This is a genomic window from Mucilaginibacter sp. 14171R-50, assembly GCF_010093045.1.
Classification (GTDB): domain Bacteria; phylum Bacteroidota; class Bacteroidia; order Sphingobacteriales; family Sphingobacteriaceae; genus Mucilaginibacter.
The window spans coordinates 3972690-3990133 of record NZ_CP048115.1 but is presented as its reverse complement, the minus strand read 5'-3'; the positions used below and the strand labels follow the sequence as shown (position 1 = coordinate 3990133).

The 17444-nt window shown below is 45.2% G+C and carries 15 protein-coding genes; 4 read left to right on the top strand and 11 right to left on the bottom strand.

Annotated features, from left to right (window positions below):
* Nucleotides 1–3: 3 nt before the first annotated feature.
* Complete coding sequence (argS, locus tag GWR56_RS18130; protein WP_162432610.1) at nucleotides 4–1773, top strand: arginine--tRNA ligase; 1770 nt, start codon at nucleotides 4–6, stop codon at nucleotides 1771–1773.
* Nucleotides 1774–1880: 107 nt separating this feature from the next.
* Here the strand turns inward: argS and GWR56_RS18125 are convergent, their stop codons facing one another.
* The 7 genes from GWR56_RS18125 to GWR56_RS18095 all read right to left on the bottom strand — a co-directional run bounded on the left by GWR56_RS18125 (nucleotide 1881) and on the right by GWR56_RS18095 (nucleotide 6862).
* Nucleotides 1881–2177, bottom strand: a complete 297-nt coding sequence (locus tag GWR56_RS18125) for a hypothetical protein (protein ID WP_162432609.1) — start codon at nucleotides 2175–2177, stop codon at nucleotides 1881–1883.
* A 132-nt stretch (nucleotides 2178–2309) separates the two neighbouring features.
* Complete coding sequence (locus GWR56_RS18120; RefSeq protein WP_162432608.1) at nucleotides 2310–2747, bottom strand: SRPBCC domain-containing protein; 438 nt, start codon at nucleotides 2745–2747, stop codon at nucleotides 2310–2312.
* 142 nt (nucleotides 2748–2889) lie between these two features.
* Nucleotides 2890–3789 carry a 3-hydroxybutyryl-CoA dehydrogenase gene (locus GWR56_RS18115; RefSeq protein ID WP_162432607.1) on the bottom strand — a complete coding sequence of 300 codons (900 nt, stop codon included), beginning with the start codon at nucleotides 3787–3789 and terminating at the stop codon, nucleotides 2890–2892.
* Between the two features lie 48 nt (nucleotides 3790–3837).
* A complete protein-coding gene (bioD, locus tag GWR56_RS18110; RefSeq protein ID WP_162432606.1) occupies nucleotides 3838–4452 on the bottom strand; it encodes a dethiobiotin synthase in 615 nt (204 codons plus the stop codon).
* Complete coding sequence (locus GWR56_RS18105; RefSeq protein ID WP_162432605.1) at nucleotides 4442–5569, bottom strand: 8-amino-7-oxononanoate synthase; 1128 nt, start codon at nucleotides 5567–5569, stop codon at nucleotides 4442–4444. Before GWR56_RS18105 ends, bioD begins: the two co-directional genes overlap by 11 nt.
* 70 nt (nucleotides 5570–5639) lie before the next feature.
* Nucleotides 5640–5987: a Spy/CpxP family protein refolding chaperone gene (locus tag GWR56_RS18100; RefSeq protein WP_162432604.1), complete on the bottom strand. Its 348-nt coding sequence runs from the start codon at nucleotides 5985–5987 to the stop codon at nucleotides 5640–5642.
* A gap of 95 nt (nucleotides 5988–6082) precedes the next feature.
* Nucleotides 6083–6862 (bottom strand): LexA family transcriptional regulator, encoded by a 780-nt coding sequence (locus GWR56_RS18095; RefSeq protein WP_162432603.1) that lies wholly within the window; start codon nucleotides 6860–6862, stop codon nucleotides 6083–6085.
* Between the two features lie 85 nt (nucleotides 6863–6947).
* Between GWR56_RS18095 and GWR56_RS18090 the strand changes: the two genes are divergently transcribed.
* Complete coding sequence (locus GWR56_RS18090) at nucleotides 6948–7307, top strand: GIY-YIG nuclease family protein (protein WP_162432602.1); 360 nt, start codon at nucleotides 6948–6950, stop codon at nucleotides 7305–7307.
* Here the strand turns inward: GWR56_RS18090 and msrB are convergent.
* The 4 genes from msrB to GWR56_RS18070 form a co-directional block, all read right to left on the bottom strand.
* On the bottom strand, nucleotides 7297–7785 hold the full coding sequence (gene msrB, locus GWR56_RS18085) for a peptide-methionine (R)-S-oxide reductase MsrB (RefSeq protein ID WP_162432601.1): 489 nt from the start codon (nucleotides 7783–7785) through the stop codon (nucleotides 7297–7299). The genes GWR56_RS18090 and msrB overlap by 11 nt on opposite strands.
* A 136-nt stretch (nucleotides 7786–7921) precedes the next feature.
* Entirely contained in the window at nucleotides 7922–11113 is a 3192-nt protein-coding gene (locus GWR56_RS18080; protein WP_162432600.1) for a basic secretory protein-like protein, read from the bottom strand.
* Nucleotides 11114–11177: 64 nt separating this feature from the next.
* On the bottom strand, nucleotides 11178–13511 hold the full coding sequence (locus tag GWR56_RS18075; protein WP_162432599.1) for a penicillin-binding protein 1A: 2334 nt from the start codon (nucleotides 13509–13511) through the stop codon (nucleotides 11178–11180).
* 230 nt (nucleotides 13512–13741) lie between these two features.
* Complete coding sequence (locus tag GWR56_RS18070) at nucleotides 13742–14584, bottom strand: MOSC domain-containing protein (RefSeq protein ID WP_162432598.1); 843 nt, start codon at nucleotides 14582–14584, stop codon at nucleotides 13742–13744.
* A gap of 140 nt (nucleotides 14585–14724) precedes the next feature.
* Here GWR56_RS18070 and GWR56_RS18065 point away from each other — a divergent pair, with 140 nt between their 5' ends.
* Nucleotides 14725–16434 carry a GMC oxidoreductase gene (locus GWR56_RS18065; protein ID WP_162432597.1) on the top strand — a complete coding sequence of 570 codons (1710 nt, stop codon included), beginning with the start codon at nucleotides 14725–14727 and terminating at the stop codon, nucleotides 16432–16434.
* A 42-nt stretch (nucleotides 16435–16476) separates the two neighbouring features.
* On the top strand, nucleotides 16477–17205 hold the full coding sequence (locus tag GWR56_RS18060) for a ThuA domain-containing protein (RefSeq protein WP_162432596.1): 729 nt from the start codon (nucleotides 16477–16479) through the stop codon (nucleotides 17203–17205).
* The last annotated feature ends 239 nt before the right edge of the window (nucleotides 17206–17444 follow it).

Here is a 17444-nt window from a genome sequence, read left to right as displayed (position 1 = left end):
GCGATGGATTTTATTATTGAGGCTGTTGTTAAGGCCGTTAAAGATTTATACCAAACCGATATTGCAGCCAAAGATGTAAACCTGCAGGAAACCCGCAAGGAGTTTGAGGGACAGGTTACCCTGGTTACCTTTCCATATACTAAAGTTTCACGTAAAGGACCTGAGCAAACGGGCACCGAAATTGGCGAATACTTGCAAAAAGCGTTGCCTCAAATTGCAGCTTTTAATGTAGTAAAAGGTTTTTTAAATATTTCTTTGTCTGATAGTTTCTGGCTTGATAAACTTCACACCCAAATTTTAGCGGACGATTTCGCGGCAGCTAAGCCAAACGGCAAAAAGGTAATGGTTGAATATTCATCGCCCAATACCAATAAACCGTTACATCTGGGGCATATCCGTAACAACCTGTTAGGGTTTTCGCTGGCAGAAATACTGGCGGCTGCGGGTTACGATGTGGTAAAAGCTAACCTGGTAAACGACAGGGGTATCCATATCTGCAAAAGTATGGTGGCCTGGCGCGAGTTTGGCCAGGGCGAAACTCCTGAAAGCAGCGGCTTAAAAGGCGACCACCTTGCCGGTAAGTATTACGTTTGGTTTGATAAGGCTTACAAACAGCAGATACAGGAACTAATTGAAGAAGGCCAAACCGAAGAGGATGCCAAAAAAAATGCCCCGTTAATAAAAGAAGCGCAGCAAATGCTGTTGCAATGGGAAGCCGGCGATGAAGCCGTTATCAACCTTTGGAAAACCATGAACGGCTGGGTGTACGATGGTTTTGATGTTACCTATAAAACCCTTGGCGTAAGCTTTGATAAATATTATTACGAAAGCAATACCTACTTATTAGGTAAAGATATAGTTGAAGAGGGCCTTGCAAAGGGCGTTTTCTTTAAAAAGGACGACGGCTCGGTTTGGATAGATCTTACTGCCGAAGGCCTCGACCAGAAACTTGTATTGCGTGCCGATGGAACATCGGTTTACATTACGCAGGATCTGGGTACCGCGCAGTTAAAGTACGATGATTTTAAGATGGACGAATCCATTTATGTGGTGGGTAACGAGCAGGATTACCACTTTAAGGTGCTTTTCCTGATCCTGCAAAAGCTGGGCAAAAGCTGGGCGCAGGGCTTGTATCACTTATCTTATGGTATGGTCGACCTGCCATCGGGTAAAATGAAAAGCCGTGAGGGAACTGTGGTTGACGCCGACGACCTGATGGCGGATATGTTTAGCACCGCTAAAGAAACTACCGAGGCTATGGGCAAAGTAGACAGCTTTAGCGAAGAGGACAAGGATAAACTATACCGTACCATTGGTATGGGCGCGTTAAAATATTTTCTGCTTAAGGTTGACCCCAAAAAACGCCTGCTGTTCGATCCTAAGGAATCAATAGATTTTCAGGGACATACCGGGCCGTTTATCCAGTACACACACGCGCGTATCAAATCGGTGCTTAGCAGAGCGGGTTATACCGCAGCAGGCAGCACAAACGATGTAGCCGACCTGGATGGTATAGAACGGGACCTGATCGTTACCCTGACCAAATTCCCGGAAATAATTGCAGAAGCCGCCTCGGCACATAGTCCGGCGGTAATCGCCAATTACGTGTACGAACTGGCAAAAACCTACAATAAATTCTACCATGAAAAACCTATCCTGCAAGCCGAAGAAGAACGCTTAAAACAATTCAGGCTGCAGCTTTCCGCCGCATCGGCAAAGGTTATCAGCAAGGCCATGGGCCTGCTCGGGATAGAGGTACCGGAACGCATGTAGATGTGCAGATATGCAAATTACAGATGTGCAGATGAACTTCGTTTAAACCTTTAACACATACTTGATCATCTGCATATTTGCACATCCGCATATCTGCACATCAAAAATTACCTTCTCCAGTGGCCTTTTCGCCACGCGTATCCCCTGGGCGTGTGTACCCAGTTGCCTTGTACGTAAACGCGGTTGGCACGCGGGCGGGTGTAATAGCCGTTTCTGTAAACGTAACGATGGCCGCGGTAAACCCATTCGCCGGGCACCCAATAGGCGCGCGCGTATGGTGCAACCGGCCTTACATAAACCGGTTCTACAGGTTGATCGGCCACATAATAATCACTTGCACATGATGACAGGAACAGCGAACCCGCTATTGCAGCTATCACCCCGAATTTTGATAATGTTTTCATCTGTACATTTTTTAGTAGATACTTATATGACAGACGCAAAAAAGAAAGGTTTAAGGTGGTAATTAGGGAGTGGTGAGTGGTTCTGTCAGACTGATAGATGCCTCACTAATTTCAGCATGACAAAAAAGAATATTATCTCAACCCCAACACAGCTTCCAGCCTGTCAAAATTCTCTTCGTTGGCGGGGATACAGATATGTTTTACCTTTTCAAAAAGATCTGTTGTTTCGAACTCCTGTTCAAAAATAAGGCTGGTTTGGCTGTCCACAGGTTCAAACGTGGCAGTGAGCTTAAAAATCGGTGCGTTCACATGGTTTAAAATGATCCTGTTGGGGCCGACTTCTACAAATACGCTTTCATTTGGGTAGTCGGCACCGGTAGGGCTATGCATGGTAAATTTCCAGTTACCGCCCGGTACAGGGTTAAATTCGTGAAAAGTGTTGCTGAATCCTTTTGGTCCCCACCATTTAGCCAGCTTTTCAGGATCTGTCCAGGCATCAAACATCTTTTCAGCAGTTGTATCAAATAGCCTTATAGATGTTACTGTGCGGTCGTTAGCGTTGTTTTCCATATTAGTTCATTTATACCTTCTCATCCTGAACGATAATGAAGGATCTATTATCGAATTATACATCACCGATATACATGTCGGCGAGTAGATGCTTCACTACGTACGGCATAACAAACCGTTAAGCTTGTCAAAAACTCTCCATTCAGGGGGCAGGGGGGCCAAATTTATCTGCCACTACCAACTCTTTACTGCCCGGTGTATATTTATAAAAGCCGCTGCCGCTTTTTACGCCCAAGTGGCCCGCGGTTACCATATTTACCAATAACGGGCATGGTGCATATTTAGGGTTTCCGAAGCCGTTGTGCAGCACTTTTAATATCGCGAGGCAAACATCAAGCCCAATAAAATCTGCCAGTTGCAGCGGGCCCATGGGGTGGGCCATACCCAGTTTCATTACCGTATCAATCTCATGTACACCGGCCACACCTTCAAAAAGGGTGTAAACAGCCTCGTTTATCATGGGCATTAATATACGGTTAGCTACAAAACCCGGGTAATCGTTCACCTCAACCGGTTCTTTACCCAGTTTGCGCGATAGCTCCATAATAACATTGGTCACCGCGTCGGTAGTGGCATAGCCTCGTATCACCTCAACCAGTTTCATAACCGGCACGGGGTTCATAAAATGCATACCTATCACATTAGCGGGGTTAGCCGTAGCCGATGCAATTTCAGTGATGGATATTGAGGATGTGTTTGATGCCAATATTACATCGGTTTTGCAAACCTCGCTAAGCTGCTTAAAAAGGTTCAGCTTTATCTCGCGGTTCTCTGTAGCAGCTTCCACAACCAAGTCGGCACTGGCGGCGCCATCCTTTACATTTGTGTAGGTTTTTATATTATTTAAGGTCGATGTTTTTACGGCCTCGTCAATGCTGCCTTTTTTTATCTGGCGGTCCAGGTTGCCGGCTATAGTTTGCAGGGCTTTTTGCAGGGCGCTTTCGCTGATATCTACAAGCGATACATTAAATCCATTTTGCGCAAATGTATGGGCAATGCCATTGCCCATAGTACCCGAGCCTATTACTGTGATATTCTTCATTTGATATAATTGGTTGGCGTTTCCGTTGGATTGGAAATCGGCTGCAAATTACAACGAAATATATTTACCTGCATCAGCAATTGTTTTTTTATCAACTACAGAAAGCTCAGGTATCCTGCCTAAATGTTTAATCTGCGTGTATGCAGAGATATAATCCTCGGTAGATGCATTTTTTTCGCCATTGAAAATGATGCCTTTAACTGGGATGCCACGCTGTTTCAACGCCTCAATTGATAATAAGGTATGGTTAATGCTGCCCAGGTAGTTTTTAGACACCAATATTGCCTCGGCTTGTAGCTGTTGTATCAGGTCGATGATCAGGAAATGGTCGTTGAGTGGCACCATCAGTCCGCCTGCGCCCTCTATTAATAATTGGTTATCGGTTTTTGGGGCTGTTATAGTTTTTTCATCTATCTCAATTCCATCCAGCGCTGCCGATTTATGCGGCGAATAAGGTTGGGTAAGCCTGTAGGCTTCCGTGTGAAATACTGATGTATTGTTTGATATCAACCGCTGTACCTTCATTGAGTCGGAATTGTCCAGATCGCCGGATTGTACGGGTTTCCAGTAGTCGCATTTTAATTTTTCAACCAATATGGCCGATATCAGCGTTTTGCCTATATCTGTGCCAATACCGGTTACAAATAAGGGTTTATATTTCATGGATGATGTTGTTGATAGTGGATGTAAGCAGGCCGATTTCTTCGGCGGTGTTATAGGCGTGGATGCAGATCCTTATCCTCTCGCTGCCCTGCGCTACGGTAGGGCTTAATATCGCGCGTACATCTAAACCCACATACTGTAGCTGCGCGGCCGCCCGCTTAGCCCTTTCGTTGCTGTTTAAGATGATACACTGTATAGCACTGTTGCTTTGTAACAATCGATCATGACTTTGTTCTATGCCGCGCTTAAAAAACATGATATTTGCGTGAAGCTGCTCAATATCTGCCGACGAGGTTTTTAATAAATTGTAAGCCGCTTTTATGGCTGCAAGCTGGTGAAACGGCGCTGCGGTAGTATAAATGAACGACCGGGCAAAATTGATCAGATATTCGCGCAGCAGATCACTACCTAAAACAATAGCCCCGTGGCAGCCGAGAGCCTTGCTGAAAGTTACCAGGCGGGTAAAAACCTTATCCTGTAAATTTAAGTGATTTATTAATCCGGCAGGATATAAGCCGACCGCGTGTGCTTCATCTACAATTAAATGCCCGCCATATTGTTGTGTAAGCTGCAAAATTTCTGCAATAGGAGGGGTGTCGCCATCCATCGAGTAAACGCTTTCTATCACCACATAGCAAATGCCTTTTGCGTTCTTTAATTTCCCCTCCAGGCTTTCCAGATCATTATGGCGGAATGTGTAGCGGTTGGCATAGCTTAAACGGGCACCGTCGATAATAGAGGCATGTACCAGTTCGTCGCATATAATGGTATCGCCCTTTTGCGGTAACGACGAGAACAACCCCACATTAGCATCATAACCCGAATTAAACATTAACCCGGCTTCCGCCTGATGAAAAGCCGCTATTTGCGCTTCCAGTTCTTCGGTATAAGCAGAGTTGCCCGAGATAAGGCGCGAGCCTGTCGCACCATTGAAGCTTTGCGGATAGCTCTCTGTTTCTCGCCGGATATTATCTTTCAGAACAGGAGACCGGGCAAAGCCCAGGTAATCGTTTGAGCAGAAGTCTACCATGCTGCCTTCAGGGCGCAGGGTGCGATAGTTGCCCTGCACTTTGCGTTCATCAAGCTTACTTTGCATATATTTTTCGGATGATGCCACGCTGTAATTTTTTGCTAAAATAAAAAAAGCGGCCTATAGCCGCTTCTTTTATTATGATTAATGTTTTTGATTACCGGCCACCGCCGCCATTTTGTCTTTGGGCACGTCTTTCGTCCATTTCTTTCTGCCATGCAGCTGCCTGCTCAGCAGTTAAAACAGCTTTTACCTTATCATTGGTAGCTTGCATCATCGGGCGCATTTGTGTACGCATATCACCACCGGCGTTACGAAGGCTATCCATCGATTTCATTTGCGCATCGTAAATAACGGTGATCTTTGCCGCCTGGTCGTCAGTAAGTTTCAGGCTTTCCTTCATTGCTTTAACCCTGTCGGCAGTGCTCATTCTCTGGCGGCCCTGCGCGAAGCTAACTGCTGATATCCCAACAAGGAACAAGCAAATCATCATGATCTTTTTCATAGTCTGGTTTTTTAGTTTTTTAATTTAATGTTGTTATGATAAAGATAACGGTGAATGGTTTAACCTGATACTATGTAACTTAATTGTTGCCGTAATTAATTAATATCCTTATTGTTAAGGTTAGCTATCGACCGTTGCATCTGCGCCATCATGCTGGTAAGGCTTTCCATAGTAGGCTCGGGCGTTGGCATTGGCATGTGGGTAGATATATAGGCTTTGGCTTTCCAAACTTCCAGCACATCTTCAGCGTTTACTTCATATGGCTCATATACCGGGTTATCTGATATTAGTTTCAGGTTCCGGTTCTCTTTATATTTATTACCCGCGCGCTTGTAAACCACACCATCACTTTTAGTGATAAAAACATACGTTTCGCCAATTTTTACATCGGCCCAGTTCTCCTGGTATTCACCTATTATAATAGTACCCGATTGCAGGGGCAGCATCGAGTCGCCTTTGATCTCGAAACCGCGATAAGTGCCTTGTTTAAACATGGGCAAATAAAGCTTTGGCAATTGCGATACGTATTCAGGGTCGGCATAGCCATTAAGGTAACCAGCGCTGGCCTTTAGCGGTACCATCTCAATATTTTCATTGTCCTCCTTATCTACCGAAATACTTAGTATCCTAAGGTTTGCGGGGTTGCCTTTTGGCTTAGGCGCCCATTTTTCGTCAATGGTTTCGTTAATAAAATCGTCAATGGACACATCAAAAAATATTGCTAATTGTTTTAGTAGTTCATATTTGGGTTCGGCCCGCTCTTCCTCGTATGCGCCTACTAATGAACGCTTTATGCCAACTTGATCGGCAAATTGCTGCTGGGTTAGCCCTTTCTTTTTTCTAAGGAACTTAATATTTTGTGAAATTTTCGACATAAAAATTTGGAATTGCTAAAATAGTTAGTATTTTTATGCTCATAAAATTAGTAATTATTTTTTAAACAGCAAATTTTTTTATCAAATGAAGAGGTTCGTTTATATAATCACAGACAGAAACAGGAAGAATTTACATGTTGGTATGTGTACCGATCTGCTTAAAACCCTAAAGTTTTACAGCGAAATGCCGACGTTATTTTTTGATAGCGCCCAGCAACTTAACCGTTTGGTTTATTTTGAAGAGATTAATACCGAAGAGCAGGCCATGGAGCGCTTTAAAATGGTGAGCACTTACACCCGCCCTCAAAAAGAAAAAATGATACGCCCGGTAAACCCGGATTGGGTTGACCTAACCGCAGGATTAAATTATGAATGTGGGGTGAGGGTAAGGCCCACTTATGGCAGGCCATCAATACAAGCAGCGCGCAGGGCGGTTACTTTTTAATAAATATCAAGGCGCCCGAATTCATACAGTATCGTTTGCCGCCCCTGTCGGCAGGGCCGTCGTTAAACACGTGGCCCAGGTGCAGGCCTGTACTTTTTTCGACAACCTCATCGCGGCTCATGCCGAAGCTGCTATCATGCACTATTGCTATCTTACCGGTATCTGCCGGTTTTACAAAACTTGGCCAGCCGGTGCCACTGTCAAATTTATCGGCTGAGGTAAACAGCACTTCGCCAGTAGCTGCACTTACATAAACACCTTTTTGATGGTTATTATAATACGCGTTATTAAAAGGTGGCTCGGTGCCACGATTTACCATTATTTCGTATTGATTTGCCGTTAGTTTCTTTTTCCACTCTGCGGCCGGTTTGCTAAGCCGTCCCTTTTCGACCACGGTTTTGTTTTGTCCGTTTAAGTTATCGCAGCCAAAAGCTGCAACCAGGCTAATTATCAGTATCGCCAATATCGATCTTTTCATAATACTTTAATTACGAATATAAGCAGTTAGCGGTTTGCGGTTACCAATTAGCAGTTGCCCGTTGCCAGTTAGCAGTAGGCAGTTAGCTGTTTACCATTTTATGCAAACTGCAAACTTAGAACTGCAAACTAACAAACTACCAGCCCGGTGCAAAGGTTAAGCCAAACACAGGCTTTTTAACATCCGATCGGTTGAAAGGAAAAGCGTAATAGGGCTCGAGTACAAACGCGCCAAAAACATTTACCCTTAACGATATGCCTGCGCTTAACGCCGGCACACGGTTATATACCGGGTATTGAACAGTATTACCTGCCTGATCTGTAAAATTGTTATAACCTACAATATCCGGGTTTAGTTTAAACTTCACCTGGTCGCCCTGGTTCCACGCAAGTCCGGCATCAAAAAACAGGTTAAGGTCGGTAAATAAAAACTTCGACTTGATCACGGCCAACTTTTCGGGCCCGGTAAATGGCAGGCGCACCTCGAAGTTAGCCACCGCTATACGGCTGCCCGACAACTGGTCGATGGTGAAGTTATTGGTAGTAGCGGTTTGCGAGTTGTAAAAGGTTTGAGCTTCGTAGCCGCGGATAAGAAACGGATAGCCCACATATAGCGGATATAGCGCGCTTGCATCCCCGCCCAGCCTGCCATAGCCATACAACCTTGCAGCAAATGTTACCGGCGCGGTCCTTACGTATTTTCTCAGGTCAATTGTAGGAGCAAAAAAGTGATAAGTACCAAAATTGTACTCGGCTTCTATGCGAAAACGATGCCCGTTAAGCGGCGCGGCTATGCCGAAGTACGAATCGTCGCCCACCAACGCGGTGCTCAGGCCATATATAGCAAAGGGTTTCAGGTCCTGGCCGTATTCGCTGCGGAATTGCTCACGCGATATTTTATGTTTTTTAAAGTCGATTGCATTGCCCAGGTAAAGCTGCTGATTGCCAAATTCATCCTCAAGGGTGGCGTAGCTGTAATAGGTGCTGTACCGGTCTACACGGTATGAATAGCGCGAGGCCGAGGTGCCAATCTCCGCGCGTAATGTTCTGGACATGGGGTACGAAGCAAACGCCTGCAGCTGATCTTCAAACGTGCGGATGATATCTGTTTTCTCTTCATAAACCGGCGTGGGCTGGCCGCCAAAGTCTATAGTAGTAAAGCCGTACCCGTAGGTACCCGACTGGTACGGGATATGCGATAACCCCACGCCAAAATTCCACCGGCCCTGCTGGTTGATATAAACCACCTGCCCGCCAAAATCATATATTTCGCCATTTACAGCAAGTCCCGCATAAATTTGGTTACGCCCCAGTATATCGCTGAATACGCCTTGGATCCCGCTTGACAGCCCGGTGCCGTATGAACCCACCGAAGCCCCGATGCCGTTACTGGCCAGATAATCTAACTTAAACTTGGGTTTGTATGGTATGGCGCGTATAGAATCGAGTGGTATTTTACTGTACGCAAGGTAATTATTCAGGTTGCTGTTGATAAGGTCGACGCCAACCGCACGGATAGGGGGGAGCATTGCTGCTGTAAAATCTGTATTGCCGCCATCAACCACAATGGGTTTAAAATCAGATACCTTCGCGTTATAAATGGCATACTTTTGGGCACGGTAATAGGAGTAAACCACGTCATCGTTAGCAGAAAGGCTCAACGCCGGCGAATATTCCGTGATACCGCAAATGCCCGTGAACAGATCTGTTAACTGCTCAACCTTACCGCTTGCCAAGGTATAGCGGTACATGTTTCTGAAACCATCTTTGTTTGACAGGAAGTAAACCTGTGTGCCATCTGAAGAGTACTGCGGGTTTAGGTTATTAGCCCCGTCGAACACCTTAATATCGGTTACTTTGCCGGTAGCTATATCCAATTCGGCTAAATCAAAAGTAATATCCTGCGAGAGTTTTGTATCATAAGTAGCCCTGTCGCTCGAGAAAATGATACGTTTACCATCCCTTGAAAAATTTGGCTGGTAATCAGAATATTTATCGTTGGTAAGTTGAGTAACTTTCTTTGAGTCGAAATTATACATGTACAGATCCGACTGCCCTTCAGATAATCCCTGAAAAGCCACGTTTTTGCCATCCGGAGACCACGACAAGTTACTGAATTGGCCTGCCTTGCCCATAGAAACATCGTTTGCAATACTGCCATCAGGTACATTAACAACCAACATGCGGTTGCGCCCTTTACTGAACACGCTGAACGCGAATTTTTTACTATCGGGCGACCACGTGCCCGCCGACTCTATAAAGTTGAATTCATCAATGTGTGTGTTAGATACCTTACTGGTCAGGCGTTTTATGATCCTGCCGGTTTTAGCGTCAGATAAATAAAGATCAATACTGAAAAGGCTTTTTGATGACAGGAACGCCAGGTATTTGCCATCGGGACTTACGGATGGGGCAACGGTAAGGTCGCCGCCTGTTTTGGCATCAATAATACGGTTACCCACCGGCGTTTGTACGGTATCTTTTAAAAAAGGCTTATAGGTATTTTCGATAGAATTTTGCCATAGCCTTGAAAGGGTTTTGTCGTCATAACCAAAGGTTCGCCTTATACCGTACTCCAGGCCAAACCGCGCCGTGTTTTTAAAGAAAGGCACAATAATGGTATCGCCATAAGTAGAACCTAAAAATGACCAAAAGGCTTCGCCATACCGGTACGGAAAGTATTTATTGCTCTCGGTAAGCGCGCGAACGGTGGGGATATCGTGGTTCAGATATGCATCGCGCATCCACATAGCTGTATACGCATCTTTTTTACCTAACGACAGGTATTCCGCCATACCCTCTATCATCCATAGCGGCAGGTTACCTATGTTCTCAAAGTTCGACGAATCGTGACCGAGCAATGTGTGGTATTGAAAGGCATGCACCAACTCGTGCCCCAGTACATGCCGGGTTGTTTGGTTTGTTTCCATTATGGGCATTACCACGCGGTTCTTTAAACCTTCGGTAATACCGCCTGTACCAACACTAATTTCCCCGTCGATAGCGGTAGTTTGCTGGAAATCGGGGTGATTGGCATATAATATAATGGGATTAGGCTTGTTAAACGTATCGCGGAACACCTGCTGGTGCAGCGTATACCATAACTCGCTTTCCTGTGCAAAGCGCTTTATCAGGCTGTCGTTCTTCAGGTAATAATAGATCTCGAAGTGCGGGGTTTTATAAACCTTGAATTTAAGGTTTTTATAACGCACCTTGTTTTGGCCGAAGTACTGGGCTTTTGCCTGCTGGCTAAACAGCAGGGCAACGGTAAGGCACAATAATATAAAAGGGTACTTTATAGATAACTTATAAGGTAAGCGTTTATTCATATACAGCGTATTATGCAATAGTGCTAATTTATACTAAATACGTGCCTTAAACAAGGCCGGTTGCCTAATTATTTGTTGCCGGCGGGGCGCCCTCAGGGTTTTCTGCGGGCGGCGGTACCGTTGCCGGCGCGCTTGTAGTATCCATCGGGGTTTCCATCAGGCTATCGGTACTGGTTGTGTCCTCCCTTATCACCGGCGACGGGCAAATATATTCCTTAGTTATCTTAACCCACGGCTTCGGGAAAGGCCCGTATGTATAACCGGATTTAGGGTCTGTGTAAACCTTTTCCATAAAAGCGCCAAAAATAGGCAATGCGGTGTGCGAGCCTTCGCCCGTTTCTGATGTGGTAAAATGTACGCTTCGGTCATCGCAGCCTACCCAAACGCCGGTTACCAGGTCTTTGGTGATGCCCATATACCAGCCATCAACATAATCGCTTGATGTCCCGGTTTTACCCCCAATCTGGTTGTTCTTTTTCCAAAGATCAGGATATTCCCACAGCGCCTGCGAGGTGCCACCCGGCTCTTCCATACCACCACGGAACATATATAACATTAACCATGCTGTTTCTTCGCTCAGAACGCGTTCGGCCTTCAGTTTAAACTCCTGTAAAACGTCGCCTTTCTGATCCGTTATTTTTGTTACCAGCAATGGGTCTACCTTTTCGCCCTTGTTCAGGAAAGTGCTGTAAGCCCTCACCATCTCAAAAACCGATACATCGTTTGAGCCCAACGATACCGACGGCACCGATTTTAACGGACTTTCGATACCTATCTTGTGCGCATAATCCACAATTTTGTCCCATCCAACATGTTCTGTAAGTTGGGCGGTTATAGAGTTTACAGATTTTCCCATCGCCCAGCGTAACGACATGTCGCGGTACGAAAAATGAAAATCGGCATTATTAGGCTGCCACACATCATCCTTGCCATTATCCTTATATTTAATGGTTACCGGCTTATCGGTAAACTTATCACAAGGGGTAAAACCGTTATCTAAAGCGGTAACGTAAGCAAACGGTTTAAATGTTGAACCTGCCTGGCGTTTTGCCTGGTTTACGTGGTCGTAATTGAAATATTTATAATCGATGCCTCCAACCCAAACTTTTATTTTACCGGTAGATGGCTCCATGGTCATCATGCCCGTATTTAATAGTTTTGCATAATACTTTATAGAGTCGATACTTGAAAAAGTGGTGTCCTTGTCGCCGTTCCAGGTAAAAACGGTCATGTGTTTCTTTTTCTCGAAGTATTTTTTTATCTCGGTGGTATCGCCATTGTATTTTTTGCTAAGAAGCTTATAAATAGGGAGCCTTTGCTCGGCTTTCAATAAAAAGTCTTTGATCTCAACGCCTTTACTGTCCCTCCACGGATTTTTATTGCCCCAAAGGTTATTAAAGCGTTTTTGCAGCATCTTCATTTTCTGAGCAACGGCTTCCTCGGCATATTGCTGCAGTTTCGAGTCGATTGTGGTGTATATTTTTAGCCCGTCTTCGTACAGGTCATAATCATTATCCTTGCACCATTTGTCGAGCCATTTCTCTACAGCGCGGCGAATGTACGAGTCGCTTTGCCCGGTACGGTCTACATAGCTCAGATCAAGGTTCAACGGCATCTTGCTATATCTATCGTAATCGGCCTTTTTCAGGTAACCGTATTTCTCCATCTGGCCAAGTACCACGTTGCGGCGTTCTAACGAGCGCTGCGGGTAAACACGCGGATTATAGGTTGATGTGGCCTTTAACATCCCTATGAGCGTAGCCGCTTCGGCGGGGTTAACCGCATCGGGCGTTTTGTTAAAATATTTTAAGGTAGCTGTTTTTATACCAAAGGAGTTATTGCCAAACGGAACAGTGTTTAAATAGAGCGTAAGTATTTGCTGCTTGTTATATAAATGCTCGATCTTGAAAGCCGTTAGCCACTCTTTACACTTAAAAACTACGGTGCGTATTAATGGGATGTGCCTTATAATCCCCTGTGATTTACGCTTGCGTGTATTGAAAAGGTTTTTCGCCAGTTGCTGCGTAATGGTACTGCCGCCGCGCCTGTCGCCTTTTGCGGTTGATACCAGGCTACCCATAAAGCCCACAAAATCTACGCCCCCATGTTTATAAAAACGCGCGTCTTCGGTATAAACAAGGGCGTTTATCAGGTTAGGGGAGATGCTTTTATATTCAACAGGCGAACGGTTCTCTTTGTAAAAACGACCGATGAGCTTACCATCCGCCGTGTAAACTTCTGATGAAAGCGACATGGTGGGCGTTTTGATATCGCTCATATCGGGCGAATAGCCAAATAGCCACAGAAAATTTAATTCGATGGCGCAAAAAAAGATGATAATGAAATATATAAGTATAGTAAAGTATCTTAGGTACCGGTTCTTTATTTCTCTGAACATTGGGTAAAGATGTAAAATTAAGCGCCTAAATCATAACAGGCGCCGACAAAAGTTAACAACGCAATTTTAATAAGTAAATTTTAAGTTAACCGGTTTGAGCGAAGAAATATTTTAAATGCAAATGTCAAAAACAGCTAAATCTGCTCAGAAAGCATAAATACTACCGTAGTTGATGGTAATGCCTTGTGAGATATCGTTAAAATATGCAGGTGCAAGGATAATCTTGAATGCTAAGCCACCGGTGCATTGCCCAATAAAAAACGTTCTTCCGTGTGCTGCGATAAAACATTTATTTCGTCGCCAACATTTAAAGCTCCCTCACTATTAAATACCAGGTTTTGTCCAAACAGTATCTTGTTGCCTTTACGCCGATAACCCGCAAGCGTTTTTAAAGGCTCTTTATTTTTTACGGCGGTTTGCTGGTCAATAGTGGTCATGATACAGCGTGCACACAGCTTTACGCCGTACATATCAACATCGTTGATCCTGATATGGTTCATCAGGTCCTCGCAGTAAGGTTCCCCGCCTTCAAATACTATATTCGGCCTAAAGCGGTTCATGGGCAGCTTTTCTGCAAGCCTGCTGTTCAGATCGTCGAGCGATGCCTGGCCGATGATCAGCGCCGGGTAAGCGTCGGCAAACGCTGCGATGTAGCCGGGCCGGGTGTATTTCGGGTCGGTAGGGCGATGTGTTTCATCGGGCATATAAACCAGACGTACGGCCATATCCAATTTAGCCGAAAACCAGGCATCGGCTTCGTCGCTAACCAGTTGTCCGGCGCAGGTATCATCCCAAATGATAACATCCAGCAGGTTTGTTTTTAACGGTTTAAATGGTATGAGTAACGATGTGTCATCGGGCACGTAAGTAACCTTTAACCTGTCATCTTCCAGTTCCGGCGTAAATAAGGCCATTTGAGCATGTTCGCGCTGCGACAGGAAACGGTTATTATCATCAATGAGCATCCAGCGGCGGTCGTGCAGTAAACCGCGATCGGTAAGCTGTGCCGTGTTGAGGGCTATACCGCCAAGAGATTTTATCGGGTATATATTCAACTGGCTGATACGAAGCATACACAAAAGTAAAGCATTGAAATAGCATTTTTAAGGAAATATAATTGTTTAATTTACAATTGATTTATTGGGTATTAATTAATAGTATTGTTAAACCAATTACAATAACCGGTGCCCTAAGCCGGTATAAACCTACAAATATGTCAATAAGCGTACCCAACATTAATGGCAAGGCTACGGCCAATAACACATACGATGCAATTGTAATAGGATCGGGCATAAGCGGGGGATGGGCGGCGAAAGAGCTTACCGAGCGCGGCCTGAAAACCATTATGCTGGAGCGCGGCGCTAATTACGAACATATCAAAGATTATAAAACCGCGCAATACAACCCCTGGGATTTTGAGCATCGCGGCAGCGTTACGCAAAAGCAGCGTAAAGAACGGCCCGTAATATCGCGCGGGTGGGGCGCATACGAACCTATTATAGATGCCTGGGCCGACGAACAGGCAGCACCCTATACCGAAATAAAGCCTTTTAACTGGTGGCGGTCGTACCGATTAGGCGGGCGATCAATATTATGGGGGCGCCAAAGCTACCGCTGGAGCGACCTTGACTTTGAAGCAAACGCGAAAGACGGCTGGGCGATAGACTGGCCCATACGCTATAAAGATATTGCACCCTGGTATGATCATGTTGAAAAATTTGCCGGCATAAGCGGATCTGTTGAAGGTATACCAAATCTGCCTGATGGCCAGTTTTTGCCCCCGATGGACCTGAATTGTGTTGAACGTGATGTAGCAGCCAGGATAAAAAAAGAGTTTGGACGCCATATGATCATAGGGCGTATAGCCAACCTTACAAAGGCCATACCTTACCGTACAGGTTGCCAGTTCCGCAACAGGTGCTGGGAGGGGTGCCCGTTCGGCGGATATTTCAGTACGCAATCATCAACGCTGCCGGCGGCTTTAAAAACCGGTAACTTAACGGTTAGGCCACAATCCATCGTTACCAAAATATTGTACGACAAAGACACACAAAAAGCTAAAGGCGTTGAGGTATTGGATGCCGAAACCAATAAGACCTATGAGTATTATGCTAAAGTTGTATTTGTTAATGCCTCGGCACTAAACAGCGCCTGGGTGCTCATGAACTCGGCAACAGATATATGGCCCGAAGGGTTGGGAAGCAGCAGCGGCGAACTGGGCCACAACATCATGGATCACCATTATAACCTGGGTGCCGCCGGTGATGTAGAGGGGTATGAAGATAAATACTACTTTGGCCGCAGGCCTAACGGCCCGTATCTGGTTAGGTTTGCCAATGTGGGCGACGATAAGCGCGACTACCTGCGCGGCTTCGGCTACCAGGGCGGGGCAAGCCGCAATGGCTGGAGCCGCGAAATAGCCGAAATGAATATTGGCGGTGCATATAAGGATGAATTATCGGAACCCGGAGGGTGGAGGATAGGTATTGGCGGTTTTGGCGAATTGCTGCCATATCACGATAACAAGATAACGCTTGATAAAACCCGGAAGGATAAATGGGGATTGCCAATATTGGCTATGGATGCCGAAATAAAGGATAATGAAAAGAAGATGCGCATAGATATCGTAAAAGAAGCCAAAGCTATGCTGGAGGCTGCCGGTGTAAAAAACGTAAACACGTACGACAGCGGGCATAACGTAGGCGATGGCATCCATGAAATGGGTACGGCACGGATGGGCCGCGACCCTAAAACATCGGTATTGAACAAGCATAACCAGGTATGGGATGCAAAAAACGTATTCGTTACGGATGGTGCCTGCATGACCTCGTCGGCATGCCAGAACCCATCATTAACTTATATGGCCATAACCGCAAGGGCAGCGAATTTTGCAGCCGACGAGCTGAAAAAGGGTAATATATAGAAATTAAAGGTTAGTGATCAGCGATTAGTTAATTATCGAAACATGAATTTTAGAAATAGTTTTTTATTAGTAGCAGTGCTGATGTTAATGAATATCAGCTGTATTGCCAGGCCAAAACCAAAAGTGCTCATATTTTGCAAAACAGCTGGTTTTCATCACGAATCCATAGCGGTTGGGATACCGGCGATCATTAAACTTGGCAAAGAGAATAACTTTGATGTGGATACTACCACCAATTCCTCAAATTTCAATGCCGATAATCTAAAACAATATGCTGCAGTGATATTCCTGAGTACTACCGGCGATGTGCTGAATAACGAGCAGCAAGCCGCTTTTGAACAATACATACGGGCCGGGCACGGTTTTGTTGGCGTGCACGCCGCTACCGATACCGAGTACGATTGGCCGTGGTATGGCGGCCTGGTGGGGGCTTATTTTAAAAGCCACCCCGCAAAGCAACAGGAAGCAAAGCTCGACGTAGTGAACAGAGACTTCGCGGCGACAAAACACCTGCCCGCAACCTGGCGACGGTTAGATGAATGGTACAATTACAAATGGATAGCTCCCGACCTGCAAGTGCTGATCAAAATAGATGAAGGAAGTTACACCGGCGGGGAAAATGGCGATAATCATCCCATGAGCTGGTATCACAAATACGACGGCGGCAGGGCTTTTTACACCGCACTTGGCCATACCGACGCATCGTACGCGGAACCGCTTTATTTAAAACATTTATTGGGTGGTATACAGTACGCGATAAACAACAAGTAGTCATTTAGCGCGAGTAAATAATAAAGCCCTGCTTCACTTGCTGATGCAGGGCTTTTTATCAAACGATTATATTCCCCCTATTTTTAATAGTATAACCTTTGATATTGACGCTTACGGCCCGCCAGTTTTCGGGCTGTAAGTTTTTTTGCAATTGTACCTTGTACCAATACATTGCCTGCAATAAAGTAACAACCATTTTAATTGCGCAGCAATACTACATATGTAGTATTTTAAGCGTT

Coding starts and splice junctions, on each gene's coding strand:
- GWR56_RS18125 (WP_162432609.1), bottom strand. CDS start 2,177: ATGAAAACATTATCAAAATTCGGGGTGATAGCTGCAATAGCGGGTTCG.
- GWR56_RS18065 (WP_162432597.1), top strand. CDS start 14,725: ATGTCAATAAGCGTACCCAACATTAATGGCAAGGCTACGGCCAATAAC.
- GWR56_RS18070 (WP_162432598.1), bottom strand. CDS start 14,584: ATGCTTCGTATCAGCCAGTTGAATATATACCCGATAAAATCTCTTGGC.
- GWR56_RS18095 (WP_162432603.1), bottom strand. CDS start 6,862: ATGTCGAAAATTTCACAAAATATTAAGTTCCTTAGAAAAAAGAAAGGG.
- GWR56_RS18060 (WP_162432596.1), top strand. CDS start 16,477: ATGAATTTTAGAAATAGTTTTTTATTAGTAGCAGTGCTGATGTTAATG.
- GWR56_RS18075 (WP_162432599.1), bottom strand. CDS start 13,511: ATGTTCAGAGAAATAAAGAACCGGTACCTAAGATACTTTACTATACTT.
- msrB (WP_162432601.1), bottom strand. CDS start 7,785: ATGAAAAGATCGATATTGGCGATACTGATAATTAGCCTGGTTGCAGCT.
- GWR56_RS18120 (WP_162432608.1), bottom strand. CDS start 2,747: ATGGAAAACAACGCTAACGACCGCACAGTAACATCTATAAGGCTATTT.
- argS (WP_162432610.1), top strand. CDS start 4: ATGGATTTTATTATTGAGGCTGTTGTTAAGGCCGTTAAAGATTTATAC.
- GWR56_RS18100 (WP_162432604.1), bottom strand. CDS start 5,987: ATGAAAAAGATCATGATGATTTGCTTGTTCCTTGTTGGGATATCAGCA.
- bioD (WP_162432606.1), bottom strand. CDS start 4,452: ATGAAATATAAACCCTTATTTGTAACCGGTATTGGCACAGATATAGGC.
- GWR56_RS18090 (WP_162432602.1), top strand. CDS start 6,948: ATGAAGAGGTTCGTTTATATAATCACAGACAGAAACAGGAAGAATTTA.
- GWR56_RS18115 (WP_162432607.1), bottom strand. CDS start 3,789: ATGAAGAATATCACAGTAATAGGCTCGGGTACTATGGGCAATGGCATT.
- GWR56_RS18080 (WP_162432600.1), bottom strand. CDS start 11,113: ATGAATAAACGCTTACCTTATAAGTTATCTATAAAGTACCCTTTTATA.